This window comes from Pseudomonas kielensis, assembly GCF_014236655.1.
GTDB lineage: Bacteria > Pseudomonadota > Gammaproteobacteria > Pseudomonadales > Pseudomonadaceae > Aquipseudomonas > Aquipseudomonas kielensis.
Genome location: NZ_JACMYG010000034.1, coordinates 13466 through 27336, shown reverse-complemented (window position 1 = coordinate 27336; position 13871 = coordinate 13466). Strand labels below are relative to the sequence as shown.

The 13871-nt window shown below is 61.5% G+C and carries 13 protein-coding genes and 1 tRNA gene; 8 read left to right on the top strand and 6 right to left on the bottom strand.

Going from position 1 to position 13871, the window contains the following annotated elements:
• Positions 1-10: 10 nt before the first annotated feature.
• The 8 genes from H7995_RS24060 (at position 11) to H7995_RS24025 (ending at position 9467) form a co-directional block, all read left to right on the top strand.
• Positions 11-373: a DUF5064 family protein gene (locus H7995_RS24060; RefSeq protein WP_166591008.1), complete on the top strand. Its 363-nt coding sequence runs from the start codon at positions 11-13 to the stop codon at positions 371-373.
• 136 nt (positions 374-509) lie between these two features.
• The gene (locus H7995_RS24055; RefSeq protein WP_185819033.1) at positions 510-2018 is read left to right on the top strand and encodes a sigma-54-dependent transcriptional regulator; all 1509 of its coding nucleotides are present in this window, start codon (positions 510-512) and stop codon (positions 2016-2018) included.
• A 349-nt stretch (positions 2019-2367) separates the two neighbouring features.
• On the top strand, positions 2368-2751 hold the full coding sequence (gene gcvH / locus H7995_RS24050; protein ID WP_166591779.1) for a glycine cleavage system protein GcvH: 384 nt from the start codon (positions 2368-2370) through the stop codon (positions 2749-2751).
• Positions 2752-2762: 11 nt separating this feature from the next.
• The gene (gcvP, locus tag H7995_RS24045) at positions 2763-5615 is read left to right on the top strand and encodes an aminomethyl-transferring glycine dehydrogenase (protein ID WP_166591778.1); all 2853 of its coding nucleotides are present in this window, start codon (positions 2763-2765) and stop codon (positions 5613-5615) included.
• Positions 5616-5722: 107 nt separating this feature from the next.
• Positions 5723-7099 carry an L-serine ammonia-lyase gene (locus H7995_RS24040; RefSeq protein ID WP_166591777.1) on the top strand — a complete coding sequence of 459 codons (1377 nt, stop codon included), beginning with the start codon at positions 5723-5725 and terminating at the stop codon, positions 7097-7099.
• Between the two features lie 43 nt (positions 7100-7142).
• Positions 7143-8267 carry a glycine cleavage system aminomethyltransferase GcvT gene (gcvT, locus tag H7995_RS24035; protein WP_166591776.1) on the top strand — a complete coding sequence of 375 codons (1125 nt, stop codon included), beginning with the start codon at positions 7143-7145 and terminating at the stop codon, positions 8265-8267.
• A 401-nt stretch (positions 8268-8668) separates the two neighbouring features.
• Positions 8669-8881: a cold-shock protein gene (locus tag H7995_RS24030; RefSeq protein ID WP_166591775.1), complete on the top strand. Its 213-nt coding sequence runs from the start codon at positions 8669-8671 to the stop codon at positions 8879-8881.
• A gap of 97 nt (positions 8882-8978) precedes the next feature.
• Positions 8979-9467 carry an RDD family protein gene (locus H7995_RS24025; RefSeq protein WP_166591774.1) on the top strand — a complete coding sequence of 163 codons (489 nt, stop codon included), beginning with the start codon at positions 8979-8981 and terminating at the stop codon, positions 9465-9467.
• 74 nt (positions 9468-9541) lie between these two features.
• Here H7995_RS24025 and nadA read toward each other — a convergent pair whose 3' ends face one another.
• The 6 genes from nadA to pal all read right to left on the bottom strand — a co-directional run bounded on the left by nadA (position 9542) and on the right by pal (position 13853).
• Positions 9542-10600 carry a quinolinate synthase NadA gene (gene nadA / locus H7995_RS24020; RefSeq protein ID WP_185819032.1) on the bottom strand — a complete coding sequence of 353 codons (1059 nt, stop codon included), beginning with the start codon at positions 10598-10600 and terminating at the stop codon, positions 9542-9544.
• 273 nt (positions 10601-10873) lie between these two features.
• A tRNA-Lys gene (locus tag H7995_RS24015) sits at positions 10874-10949 on the bottom strand.
• Positions 10950-11012: 63 nt separating this feature from the next.
• Positions 11013-11705 carry a 7-cyano-7-deazaguanine synthase QueC gene (queC, locus tag H7995_RS24010; RefSeq protein WP_166591772.1) on the bottom strand — a complete coding sequence of 231 codons (693 nt, stop codon included), beginning with the start codon at positions 11703-11705 and terminating at the stop codon, positions 11013-11015.
• A gap of 1 nt (position 11706) precedes the next feature.
• On the bottom strand, positions 11707-12354 hold the full coding sequence (gene queE / locus H7995_RS24005; RefSeq protein WP_166591771.1) for a 7-carboxy-7-deazaguanine synthase QueE: 648 nt from the start codon (positions 12352-12354) through the stop codon (positions 11707-11709).
• 167 nt (positions 12355-12521) lie between these two features.
• Positions 12522-13349: a tol-pal system protein YbgF gene (ybgF, locus tag H7995_RS24000; protein ID WP_166591770.1), complete on the bottom strand. Its 828-nt coding sequence runs from the start codon at positions 13347-13349 to the stop codon at positions 12522-12524.
• Positions 13350-13355: 6 nt separating this feature from the next.
• The gene (pal, locus tag H7995_RS23995; protein ID WP_003178634.1) at positions 13356-13853 is read right to left on the bottom strand and encodes a peptidoglycan-associated lipoprotein Pal; all 498 of its coding nucleotides are present in this window, start codon (positions 13851-13853) and stop codon (positions 13356-13358) included.
• Between the last annotated feature and the right edge of the window lie 18 nt (positions 13854-13871).

Sequence of the window (13871 nt, the reverse complement as noted above, 5' to 3'; positions counted from 1 at the left end):
AGAGACGTCTATGGCAATGTTTGAGCCAGGTCATTTGCATATCGAACGTCATGCGCTGACCCCGGATGATGTCAGCTACAACGTGCACCTCGACTATGAAGTCAGCAAGAACCCCAAGGGCGAGAAGGGCATCCAGTTCACCCTGCATGGCAGCATGCAGGGCAAGGACATGAGCGAGACGTTCTTCCTGCCCAAGGAAGAAGCCTACAACTTTGCCAACAACGTGACTAAAATCGCCGAGAAGTACGGCATTCCCAAGACACACAGCCAGATCGGTTCGGTGCACAAGCATTACGACCTGATGTTTGAAGACATCCGGGCGCAACTGAACATGAAATCCGGCGACCCGGTGAATATCGAAAACTTCGAGTAAACCCACCCTGTGGGTTCAAGCCTGCTCGCGATGGCGCACTGTCGACTGACACATCGCTATCGCGAGCAGGCTTTCACCACGCGCCCGCCCCAAGGCATACTTGCCCCCTCCGCACCTCAGAACCAACAAACGCCCCATGCGTATCCACGTCAGCTTCATCGACCGCGTCGGCATCACCCAGGAAGTCCTGGCCTTGCTCGGCGGGCGCAATCTCAACCTGGATGCGGTGGAAATGGTCCCGCCCAACGTCTACATCGACGCCCCGACCTTGAGCCCGCAAGTGCTCGAAGAGCTGCGCGATGCGCTGTTCAACGTGCAGGGCGTGCAAGCGGTGACCGTGGTCGACATCCTTCCCGGACAACGCCGGCACCTGCAACTGGACGCCCTGCTGGCCGCCATGACCGACCCGGTGCTGGCCCTGGACAGTGCCGGCACCATTCTGTTGGCCAACCCGGCGTTGATCGCCCTGTACGGCCGTGAACCGGCCGGGGAAAACGTCGCCGAACTGTTTGCCGACCCTGCCCTGCTGGAGACCTTGCTGGAGCACGGCTTTCGCTTGCCGCTGCGGGAAATCACGGTCAACGGCCAGACCTTGCTGCTGGGCGCCACGCCGATCACCGACGCTGGCGCCCTGCTGACCCTGTACCCACCCAATCGTATCGGCGAACAGCTCTCGGCACTGCACCACGATCACGCCGAAGGTTTTGACGCCTTGCTCGGCGAGTCGCCGGCGATCCGCACGCTCAAGGCCCGCGCGCAACGGGTAGCGGCCCTCGACGCGCCGCTGTTGATCCAGGGTGAAACGGGCACCGGCAAGGAACTGGTGGCCCGCGCCTGCCACGCCATCAGCGCCCGCCACAGCGCGCCGTTCCTGGCGCTGAACTGTGCGGCGTTGCCGGAAAACCTCGCCGAAAGCGAGCTGTTCGGCTACGCCCCCGGCGCCTTTACCGGCGCCCAGCGCGGCGGCAAGCCGGGGCTGATGGAGTTGGCCAACCAGGGCACGGTGTTTCTCGACGAGATCGGCGAGATGTCGCCGTATCTGCAGGCCAAGCTCCTGCGGTTTCTCAACGATGGCAGCTTTCGCCGGGTGGGCGGGGACCGCGAGGTCAAGGTCAATGTGCGGATCCTCAGCGCGACCCACCGCGACCTGGAGAAGATGGTCAGCGAAGGCACTTTTCGCGAAGACCTGTTTTACCGCCTCAATGTGCTCAACGTCGAAGTTCCGCCATTGCGCGAGCGCGGCCAGGACATTCTGCTGCTGGCGCGCTACTTCATGCAGCAGGCTTGTGCGCAGATCCAGCGCCCGGTCTGCCGCCTGGCGCCCGGCACCTACCCGGCCCTGCTCGGCAATCGTTGGCCGGGTAACGTGCGCCAGTTGCAGAACGTGATCTTCCGCGCTGCGGCCATTTGTGAAAGCAGCCTGGTGGACATCGGCGACCTGGACATCGCTGGCACCTCGGTCGCGCGCCAGAGCGACAGCGAAGTCGACAGCCTGGAGCAGGCCATGGAAAGCTTCGAGAAGACCCTGCTGGAAAAGCTCTACGTCAATTACCCCTCGACCCGCCAACTGGCCAGCCGCCTGCAGACCTCCCACACCGCCATCGCCCATCGGTTGCGCAAGTACGGAATTCCCGGCAAGGCCTAAACACCATTCCCCACAGTGATTGAGGGTGTTCGCAGATGGCGCCAACACCCAGCGCAAAAGCGACCTCCACCTGTACTGAAAGCGCTACAGCGGAACGATATCGCTACAGTGGCGTTCCACCAGCATTGTGCAAGGCTTTGATCCTCATAGGCTTTTTTCTTGGCCCTCGACTGTAGCGATATCGCTACAGCTGCGCTCGCGCCCCCTCTCGCAACAGTTCGTAACTCGTTGATTAGTAACAAATAAATAATATTGGCCGTGATTTTGCTAGGTAACCCTCCATAAAGCAGGGCTTTGCCCGAGCCTTCCATCGCGTCCACCAGACCTGTCTGGCCCCTGAGGAGTTTCCATGAGCGAGTTGCGTTTTACTGAAGATCACGAATGGCTGCGTACCGAAGCTGACGGCAGCGTTACAGTCGGCATCACCGCCTTCGCCCAGAATGCCTTGGGCGACGTGGTTTATGTGCAACTGCCTGAGCTGCAGGCCTACGCCCAAGGCGCTGAAGCCGCCACCGTCGAATCGGTAAAGGCTGCCAGCGGCGTCTACATGCCACTGGACGGTGAAGTGTTGGAGACCAACCCGGCCCTGGAAAGCAGCCCGGAACTGGTCAACGAAGATCCGCTGGGGCAAGGCTGGTTCTTCCGCTTCCAGCCAAGCGACGCCGCCGCAGTCGGCCAACTGCTGGATCAGGACGCCTACGACCGCCTGATCAAAGCCCAAGCCGACGCCTGAGGAGAACGCACATGACTCACGTCAACCTGAGCACTGCCAACGAATTCATCGCCCGGCACATCGGCCCGCGCGCCAGTGACGAGCAAGCCATGCTCAACACCCTGGGTTTCGACTCCCTGGAAGCCCTGAGCGCCAGTGTCATTCCCGACAGTATCAAGGGCACCAGCGTGCTGGACCTGGGCGCAGGGCAGAGCGAAGCCGAGGCCCTGGCCGCGATCAAGGCCATTGCCGGCAAGAACCAACTGTTCAAGACCTACATCGGCCAGGGCTACTACAACTGCCACACGCCGTCGCCGATCCTGCGCAATCTCCTGGAAAACCCGGCCTGGTACACCGCCTACACCCCGTACCAGCCAGAAATCTCCCAGGGCCGCCTGGAAGCCCTGCTGAATTTCCAGACCCTGATCAGCGACCTCTCCGGCCTGCCGATCGCCAACGCCTCGCTGCTCGATGAAGCCACCGCCGCTGCCGAGGCCATGACCTTCTGCAAGCGCCTGAGCAAGAACAAAGGCAGCCACGCCTTCTTCGCCTCCGTGCATTGCCACCCGCAAACCCTCGACGTGCTACGCACCCGTGCCGAGCCGCTGGGGATCGAGGTGGTGGTGGGCGACGAGCGTGAACTGAGCGACGTGACGCCGTTCTTCGGCGCGCTGCTGCAATACCCGGCCAGCAACGGCGACCTGTTCGACTACCGCGAGCTGACCGCACGGTTCCACGCGGCCAACGCCCTGGTCGCCGTGGCGGCCGACCTGCTGGCCCTGACCCTGCTGACTCCGCCGGGCGAGTTCGGTGCCGACGTTGCCATCGGCAGCGCGCAACGCTTTGGCGTACCGCTGGGCTTCGGTGGCCCGCACGCGGCGTACTTCTCCACTAAAGATGCGTTCAAGCGCGACATGCCGGGCCGTCTGGTCGGTGTCTCGGTCGACCGCTTCGGCAAGCCGGCCCTGCGCCTGGCGATGCAGACCCGCGAGCAACATATCCGCCGTGAGAAAGCCACCAGCAACATCTGCACTGCCCAGGTACTGCTGGCCAACATCGCCAGCATGTACGCCGTGTACCACGGCCCGCAGGGCCTGACCCAGATCGCCCAGCGTATTCATCACCTGAGCGCGATCCTGGCCAAGGGCTTGAGCACACTTGGCCTTAAGGTCGAACAGGCTCACTTCTTCGACACCCTGACCCTCAACACCGGCGCCAACACGGCCCAGTTGCACGACAAGGCGCGGGCGCAGCAGATCAACCTGCGGGTGATCGATGCCAACCGCCTGGGCCTGTCCCTCGACGAAACCACCTCGCAAGCCGACGTGGAAAACCTCTGGGCGTTGCTGGCCGACGGCAAGACCCTGCCGGACTTCGCGGCCCTTGCCGCCACCGTACAGAGCACCATCCCGGCCGACCTGGTTCGCCAGTCGCCGATCCTCAGCCACCCCGTGTTCAACCGGTACCACTCGGAAACCGAGCTGATGCGCTACCTGCGCAAGCTGGCCGACAAGGACCTGGCCCTCGACCGTACGATGATCCCGCTGGGCTCGTGCACCATGAAACTCAACGCCGCCAGCGAAATGATCCCGGTGACCTGGGCCGAATTCGGCGCCCTGCACCCGTTCGCCCCGGCCGAGCAAAGCGCCGGCTACCAGCAGTTGACCGATGAACTGGAAGCGATGCTCTGCGCCGCCACCGGTTATGACTCGATCTCCCTGCAGCCGAACGCCGGTTCCCAGGGCGAGTACGCCGGCCTGCTGGCGATCCGCGCCTACCACCAGAGCCGTGGCGAAGATCGCCGCGACATCTGCCTGATCCCCTCCTCCGCCCACGGCACCAACCCGGCCACCGCCAACATGGCCGGCATGCGCGTGGTGGTGACGGCCTGTGATGCCCGCGGCAACGTCGACATCGAAGACCTGCGTGCGAAAGCCATCGAGCACCGCGAGCACCTGGCGGCCTTGATGATCACTTACCCGTCCACCCACGGCGTGTTCGAAGAAGGCATCCGCGAGATCTGCGGGATCATTCATGAGCACGGCGGCCAGGTGTACATCGACGGCGCCAACATGAACGCCATGGTCGGCCTCTGCGCCCCAGGCAAGTTCGGTGGCGACGTGTCTCACCTGAACCTGCACAAGACCTTCTGCATCCCCCACGGCGGTGGCGGTCCGGGTGTCGGCCCGATCGGCGTCAAGTCGCACCTGGCCCCATTCCTGCCCGGCCACGCGGCCATGGAGCGCAAGGAAGGCGCGGTCTGCGCCGCACCGTTCGGCAGCGCCAGCATTCTGCCGATCACTTGGATGTACATTCGCATGATGGGCGGCGCCGGCCTCAAGCGTGCTTCGCAGCTGGCGATCCTCAATGCCAACTACATCTCCCGCCGCCTGGAAGAGCACTACCCAGTGCTGTACACCGGCAGCAACGGCCTGGTGGCCCACGAATGCATCCTCGACCTGCGTCCGCTCAAGGACAGCAGCGGCATCAGCGTCGATGACGTCGCCAAGCGCCTGATTGACTTCGGTTTCCACGCCCCGACCATGTCGTTCCCAGTGGCCGGCACGCTGATGATCGAGCCGACCGAAAGTGAATCCAAGGAAGAACTGGACCGCTTCTGCGACGCCATGATCCGCATCCGCGAAGAAATTCGCGCAGTGGAAAACGGCACCCTGGACAAGGACGACAACCCGCTGAAGAACGCCCCGCACACTGCGGCGGAAATCGTCGGCGAGTGGACCCACCCCTACAGCCGTGAACAGGCGGTGTACCCAGTGGCGTCGTTGATCGAAGGCAAGTACTGGCCACCGGTTGGCCGGGTCGACAACGTGTTTGGTGATCGCAACCTGATCTGCGCCTGCCCGTCGATCGAAAGCTACGCTTGATCCATAGGGGGGCGGGTTTGCCCGCCTCCCTATCTCCCTTCGTGGGAGCGAGCCTGCTCGCTCCCCAGATTCCGCCAATTCCTATAACAAGAAACCGGAGAACAACCATGTCGTTAAGCGTGTTCGACCTGTTCAAGATTGGCATCGGCCCCTCCAGTTCCCACACCGTCGGCCCGATGCGTGCCGCTGCGCGTTTTGTCGAAGGTCTGCGCCGAGACAACCTGCTGACGGCCACCACCTGCGTCAAGGTTGAGCTGTATGGCTCACTGGGCGCCACCGGCAAGGGCCACGGCAGCGACAAGGCGGTGTTGCTCGGCCTGGAGGGCGAGCACCCGGACACCGTGAACACCGAGAACATCGCTGCGCGCCTGCACGACATCCGCAGCAGCGGCCGCTTGAGTCTGCTCGGTGAGCACCCGATCGACTTCAATGAAAAACTGCACCTGGCGATGATTCGCAAGCCATTGGCCTATCACCCCAATGGCATGATCTTTCGCGCCTTCGATGCCGCCGGCCTGCAGATCCGCAGCCGCGAGTACTACTCGGTCGGCGGCGGTTTTGTGGTCGACGAAGACGCCGCCGGCGCTGACCGGATCGTCGAGGACGCGACGCCACTGACCTTCCCGTTCAAAAGCGCCAAGGACTTGCTCGGGCATTGCGCCACCTACGGCCTGTCGATCAGCCAGGTGATGCTGACCAACGAAAGCGCCTGGCGCCCGGAGGCGGAAACCCGCGCCGGGCTGTTAAGGATCTGGCAGGTGATGCAGGACTGCGTCGATGCCGGCTGTCGCAACGAAGGCATCCTGCCTGGCGGCCTCAAAGTCAAGCGCCGTGCCGCGGCCTGGCACCGGCAACTGTGCAAGAACCCGGAGTCGTCACTGCGCGACCCGCTGTCGGTGCTGGATTGGGTCAACCTGTATGCCCTGGCGGTCAACGAAGAAAACGCCAACGGCGGGCGCGTGGTCACGGCCCCCACCAATGGCGCGGCGGGCATCGTCCCTGCCGTCCTGCATTACTACATGCGCTTTATTGCGGGTGCCAGCGAAGACGGTGTGGTGCGTTTTCTGCTCACCGCCGCCGCCATCGGCATCCTGTACAAGGAAAACGCCTCGATCTCCGGGGCCGAAGTCGGCTGCCAGGGTGAAGTCGGCGTGGCCTGCTCGATGGCCGCAGGGGCGCTGTGCGAAGTGCTGGGCGGCACCGTCCAGCAAGTGGAGAACGCCGCCGAGATCGGCATGGAACATAACCTTGGCCTGACCTGCGACCCCATCGGTGGCCTGGTCCAGGTGCCGTGCATCGAGCGCAACGCCATGGGCTCGGTCAAGGCCATCAATGCGGTGCGCATGGCCTTGCGTGGCGACGGTCAACACTTCGTCTCCCTCGACAAGGTGATCCGCACCATGCGCCAGACCGGCGCCGACATGAAAAGCAAGTACAAGGAAACCGCCCGTGGCGGTTTGGCCGTCAACATTATCGAATGCTGATGCGTGCTCACCCGCATCCGCTGAATTTTTTCAGGAGCTGAATATGTCCACCGAAACCCTGTCGAAAACCCCGCTGCATGCGCTGCACATCGAACTGGGCGCGCGCATGGTGCCGTTCGCCGGCTACGACATGCCGGTGCAGTACCCGTTGGGCGTGATGAAAGAGCACCTGCACTGCCGTGAGCAGGCCGGGCTGTTCGATGTCTCGCACATGGGGCAGATCCGCCTGACCGGTGCCCATGCGGCCAAGGCCCTGGAAACCCTGGTGCCGGTGGACATCATCGACCTGCCGGTGGGCATGCAGCGCTACGCCATGTTCACCAACGAGCAGGGCGGCATCCTCGATGACCTGATGGTCGCCAACCTGGGTAATGACGAACTGTTCCTGGTGGTCAATGCGGCCTGCAAGGACCAGGACCTGGCCCACCTGCGCCAGCATCTGGGCGATCAGTGCCAGATCGAGCCGCTGTTCGAGGAACGCGCCCTGCTCGCCCTGCAAGGCCCGGCGGCGGTGACCGTGCTCGCTCGCCTGGCGCCGCAGGTAGCGCAGATGACCTTCATGCAGTTCACCCGCGTGACCCTGCTGGGGATCGAGTGTTTTGTCAGTCGTTCGGGCTACACCGGCGAGGACGGTTTCGAGATCTCCGTGCCCGCCGCCAACGCCGAAGCCCTGGCCCGCGCCCTGCTGGCCGAGCCGGAAGTGGCCGCCATCGGCCTCGGCGCGCGTGACTCGCTGCGCCTGGAAGCCGGCCTGTGCCTGTATGGTCATGACATGAACAGCGACACCACCCCGATCGAAGCCAGCCTGCTGTGGGCCATCTCCAAGCCGCGCCGTGCCGATGGCGTGCGTGCCGGCGGGTTCCCCGGGGCCGAAGCGATCTTCGCCCAGCAACAAAACGGCGTCAGCCGCAAACGTGTCGGCCTGCTGCCCCAGGAACGTACCCCGGTGCGTGAAGGCGCAGAAATCGTCAACGCTGCCGGCGAGATCATCGGCAGCGTCTGCAGCGGTGGTTTCGGTCCTTCCCTCGGCGGTCCATTGGCGATGGGTTACCTGGACAGTGCCTACGTGGCACTCGATACCCAGGTCTGGGCGATCGTGCGTGGGAAACAGGTGCCATTGCTTGTTAGCAAAATGCCATTCGTCCCACAACGCTACTATCGTGGCTGATAGACTGTTCCCATAAGTAACGCAGTTGCGTAACAGTGCACTAATCTGTAACGCAACTGCCATAAAACAGTGCAGACTTTTGACTCTAAGCTTCGATTTTGAACTTGCGTTATAACAATCGAAAACAACTGAACGAGCCTATCGAATAAGCCGCAACGGCCCACCCCAAAATAGCCACAGGCCCAGCTATACAAGGCTTGCAGGGGGGCTTGTTTTTCCTGCCGTAGTTGGCGTAGAGTTTGTCCACTGTGTTTGCATGGGTCGCTTGGAATCGTGACCTGGGCAGTAGCCAACAAGTTTGCTACACCCGTTCTACGTCTTTCTTCTTTCCTGCAACCAGCCCCAGTACTCTTTCATGAGAAAGAGGCTGTCATCAATTTTTGCGTCAAAGGAAATAAGAAATGTCCCAACGTCAGAGCGGCACCGTCAAGTGGTTTAACGACGAAAAAGGTTTTGGTTTTATCACTCCAGAAAGCGGCCCGGATCTGTTCGTGCATTTCCGTGCCATCCAGGGCAACGGCTTCAAGAGCCTGAAAGAAGGCCAGAAAGTGACCTTCGTTGCGGTGCAGGGCCAAAAAGGCATGCAGGCTGACGAAGTTCAAACAGAAGCCTAATCTTCTGTAACGAAAAAGCCCCTGATGCTGACATCAGGGGCTTTTTTGTGCGCGCAAACCCGTAAAATGGCTTCCTTTTTCAATCGAGAGCCACTCCATGTCGAAACGCCTGCTAAGCCCCCAGGGTGATTTCCCCGTCGCCGGCCTGGGACGTCGCCTGGCAGCGATGTTCTACGATTTCCTGCTGTGCACCGCCCTGATGATCGTCACTGGCGGCCTCTACAAGATGGCGCAGATGGCAATCATCGGCGAAGAGCGGATGCGCGCATTGACCGATGCCGGCGCATTGGATGGCGATCCCTTGCTCTCCACGATCCTGCTGTTTGTGCTGTTCGGTTTTTTTGCCAAGTTCTGGACCTACTCCGGCCAAACCCTGGGGATGCAGGTGTGGTGCATCCGCGTGCAGAACGCCGACGGCTCGGCCATCAGCCTGTGGCAAGCCTTGCTGCGCTTCGTGGTATCGATTGCGTCACTGCTGTGCGTCGGCCTGGGCTTCTTCTGGACGCTGTTCGACAAACAGCAGCGCAGCTGGCACGACATGTACTCCAATACGCAGTTGGTGCGGATTCCGAAAAAAACCAAGTAATTTCAGCAGACAAAAATCACTGTGGGAGCGAGCTTGCTCGCTCCCACAAGTGTTGTGTACCTAGCTGACAGCCCTCAGGCGTTGCCGGCGAGCTTCATCCGCGCCGCCGCCGTGAAGTCGAGCATGCGCTTGAGCGGGCGAATCGCCTGCGGGATCAACGCCGGTTCGACGAAAATCTCCCCAGAGCCCTCACGCAGGCACTGTAGCGTGCGTTCCAGGGTGTTCATCGCCATCCACGGGCAATGTGCACAGCTGCGGCAGGCCGCGCCGTTGCCGGCCGTAGGGGCTTCGATAAACACCTTGTCCGGGCACAGCTGCTGCATCTTGTAGAAAATCCCGCGGTCGGTGGCCACGATCAGCGTCTTGTGCGGCAGGCTCTGTGCGGCCGCGATCAACTGGCTGGTGGAACCCACCGCGTCGGCCAACTCGATCACCGCCGTCGGCGATTCCGGGTGCACCAGAATTGCCGCGTCCGGGTACAGCGCCTTCATGTCTTCGAGCTGCTTGGCCTTGAACTCTTCATGGACGATGCAGGCACCATCCCAGAGCAGCATGTCGGCGCCGGTCTTGCGCTGGATGTAGGTACCCAGGTGCTTGTCCGGGCCCCAGATGATGGTCTCGCCGTTGTCCATCAGGCTTTCGACGATCTCCAGTGCGCAACTGGAGGTCACCACCCAGTCCGCCCGCGCCTTGACCGCTGCCGAGGTGTTGGCATAGACCACCACGGTGCGTTCCGGGTGCTGGTCGCAGAACGCCGAAAACTCGTCGACCGGGCAACCCAGGTCCAGCGAGCAGGTCGCTTCCAGGGTCGGCATCAGCACGCGTTTTTCCGGGTTGAGGATCTTCGCGGTCTCCCCCATGAACTTCACGCCGGCCACCACCACGGTCTTGGCCGGGTGGGCGCTACCGAACCGGGCCATTTCCAGGGAATCGGAAACACAGCCCCCGGTTTCTTCGGCCAGGGCCTGAATGATCGGGTCGCAATAGAAGTGGGCAACCAGCACCGCGTCCTGAGCCTTGAGCTCGGCGGCGATGGCGGCGCGGTAATGGGCCTCCTCTGCGGCGGTCAGCGGCTTGGGCTGCTTGGCGTCGAGGTGGGCTTGAACCAGAAGGCGTTCGGAAATTTGCGTCATGATCGCAAGACCTGCGGGCGCTTTCGCGCGAAAGTCGAGTATACACCCGGCTCCGGACCGATCAGGGTACCGCCGGGAGAGTGAGTATTCATCAGGCACGGACAGCGTTGAAGCTGCGCAAGGCTACAGAATATCCCTGAGTTGCAAAAGACCATTCTGCACCCAGGCGCGCGGTGCAAGCATTGCGATTGCCCAAGACAGGAATCGCAGGCAAAAAAAAACCCGGAAATCCTCACTTTCGTGGGCCTTCCGGATTTTCTAAACCGCCAAATATGGTGGGTCGTGTGGGATTCGAACCTACGACCAATTGGTTAAAAGCCAACTGCTCTACCAACTGAGCTAACGACCCGCTTCGTTGTGGTGCGTATAATACTGATTTTTAAGGACTATTCAACACCTAAGTGAAAATAAATCAAAAATAGTTGGTCGGGTCGCTGATTCCGGCTGCGGCGAAGCCTTCCGCACGCAGGCGGCAGCTGTCGCATTTGGCGCAGGCACGGCCTTCATCGTCCGCCTGATAGCAGGAAACGGTCAGCGCGTAGTCGACCCCAAGCTTCACGCCCGCCTCGACGATCTGCGCCTTGCTGAGATTCTGCAGCGGCGCCTGGATGCGGAAACCATTGCCCTCGACCCCGGCCTTGGTCGCCAGGTTGGCCATGCGCTCGAAAGCCTCGACGAACTCCGGACGGCAATCCGGGTAACCGGAGTAGTCCACGGCGTTGACCCCGATGAAGATGTCCCGCGCGCCCAGCACTTCGGCCCACCCCAGGGCCAGGGACAGGAACACCGTGTTGCGTGCCGGCACATAGGTCACCGGGATGCCTTCACCCGGGGTCTCAGGCACGTCGATGCTGCTGTCGGTCAGGGCCGAGCCGCCGATCCCGTTCAGGTTCAGGCCGATCACCTTGTGCTCGATCACACCCAGGTCGCGGGCCACCCGCGCAGCGGCGTGCAGCTCGGCGTGTGAGCGCTGGCCGTAGTCAAAACTCATGGTGTAGCAGCTGTAGCCTTCGGCGCGAGCCATGGCCACGACCGTCGCCGAGTCCAGGCCACCGGACAGCAGGATGACCGCACGTTTTTCTACAGTGTTCAGTTGTTCAGTCATGTCAGCGCCCCGGCTCGTCATTCCAAAGATATTTGTGCAACTGCAATTGCAAGCGCACTGGCAGGTTGTCGGCAACCACCCAGTCCGCCAGGTCGCGTGCATTGAGATCGTGATGGCTCGGTGAGAACAGGACTTCACCGGCCCGCCGATCAAGACCGTACTGGATCAGCTTGGAGACCGCCCAGTCGTAGTCCTCGCGGGAACAGATCACGAACTTGACCTGGTCGTTGGGTGTCAGCAGCTCGATATTCTCGTAGCGGTTACGGTGTGCTTCCTTCGAGCCCGGGGTCTTCAGGTCGACCACCCGGCTGACCCGCGAATCTACCGCCGAGATGTCGATCGAACCACTGGTTTCCAGCGACACTTCGTAACCGGCGTCACACAGCTGCTTGAGCAAAGGGATGGCGTTAGGCTGGGCCAGCGGTTCGCCGCCGGTCACACAGACATAACGGGGACGGAAACCGGCCACCTGCTCGAGGATATCGTCGAGCGATCGCACGGTGCCGCCCGTGAAGGCATAGGCACTGTCGCAGTACTGGCAACGCAATGGGCAACCGGTCAGGCGCACAAAAACAGTGGGCAGCCCGGCAGTGCGCGTTTCACCCTGCAACGAGTAAAAAACTTCGGTAATTCTCAATGTGTCTTGCATAGTCGCCACGGGCGTAACAGCTAAACAGGCTGTCCGCCTCCGTCAGGCACTTGATGGAACCCCGCCAACGCGCAGATCCCAAAAAGCGGTGTTGCTAAAAAGGGCGTGAATTCTAACGAAAAAACCCGCGACAAGCGCGGGTTTCTTGAAACACGGGTCAAACTGCCTTACATGCGCTGCAAATCACGCTGGGCCAACTGAGCAGCGGAGGTACCAGGGTACTGGCTGACCACCTGCTGCAAAATGCCCTTGACCTTGTCGGCATGCCCCAGGCGACGCTCGACATCAGCCAGCTTGTACAGCGAGTCCGGCACCTTGTTGTGCTTGGGATACAGCTGCGAAACCTTGGCAAACGACTGGCCGGCGCCTTGCAGGTCGCCTTTGGCCAGGTTCACTTCACCCAGCCAGTATTGGGCATTGCCCGCGTACTGGCTGTTCGGGTATTTGCGCAGGAACGCGGCAAAAGCCAGGCTGGCCTTGTCGAAGTCCTTGGCTTTGATCAGGTCGAAGGCAGCATCGTAGTAGAGCTTTTCCTTCGCCGGATCACCCGGTTCGCTGCTGGCGGCAGGGGCTTGCGCCGCAGCGCCCGCACCTGCAGCCGCACCGGCGGCGCTATTGCCACCGGCTGGAGAATTCTCAGGAGCCGCAGCGGGTGCACCGCCCGATCCTATGCGCCGGTCAAGATCCTGGTATCGCTCCAGGGCTTCTTGCTTCATGCGCGAAACATCATTTTGCAAAACTTCGATCACGCCTTGTTGGCGCGCGATCTGTTCCTGCATCTGTTGCAGTTGGTTGAACAGCTCGCCCTGTGCCGAGACAGGGGCCGTAACCCCTCCCCCGGCATAGGCGCCGTTCGTACCGTAACCCGCAGGCGGATAACTGCTCCCGCTATTGTTATAACCGGAATTGTTATCGACCACAGGAACCGCAGCCCACGCCATGAATGGCGCGAGGCTGAGAGCCAGGACAGTTACAGCACGACGGCACGTTCGCATGACGAATTACTTACGCAGTTCGACGCGACGGTTTTGAGCCCAGGACTGCTCGTCGTTGCCGGTAGCAACTGGACGCTCTTCGCCGTAGGAAACCAGTTCCAGCTGAGCTGGGGAAACACCTTGCAGTACCAGGTAGCGTTGAACGGCTTTCGCACGACGCTCGCCCAGTGCCATGTTGTACTCACGAGTACCACGTTCGTCGGTGTTGCCTTCCAGAACAACGCGAGCGCCGTTTGCTTTCAGGTCTTTGGCGTGAACGTCCAGAGCGCGCATGGCTTCTGGCTTCAGGTCCGAGCTGTCGTATTCGAAGTAGAAGGTGGTGATTGCGCGCAGAGCAGCTTCTTCGCTCAGGGAGCCGTCAACAGCACCAGTGTTAGCGCCGTAACCAGCGTTTGGATCAACAGCGCCTTCACCGGCGTTGTCGCCGCCTTTGGACGAGCAACCTACAGCTACAGCCATGGCCAGAGCCAGCGCAGCAAACTTACCAAACTTCAGCATTTCCATCGTGAAACTCCTAATGAA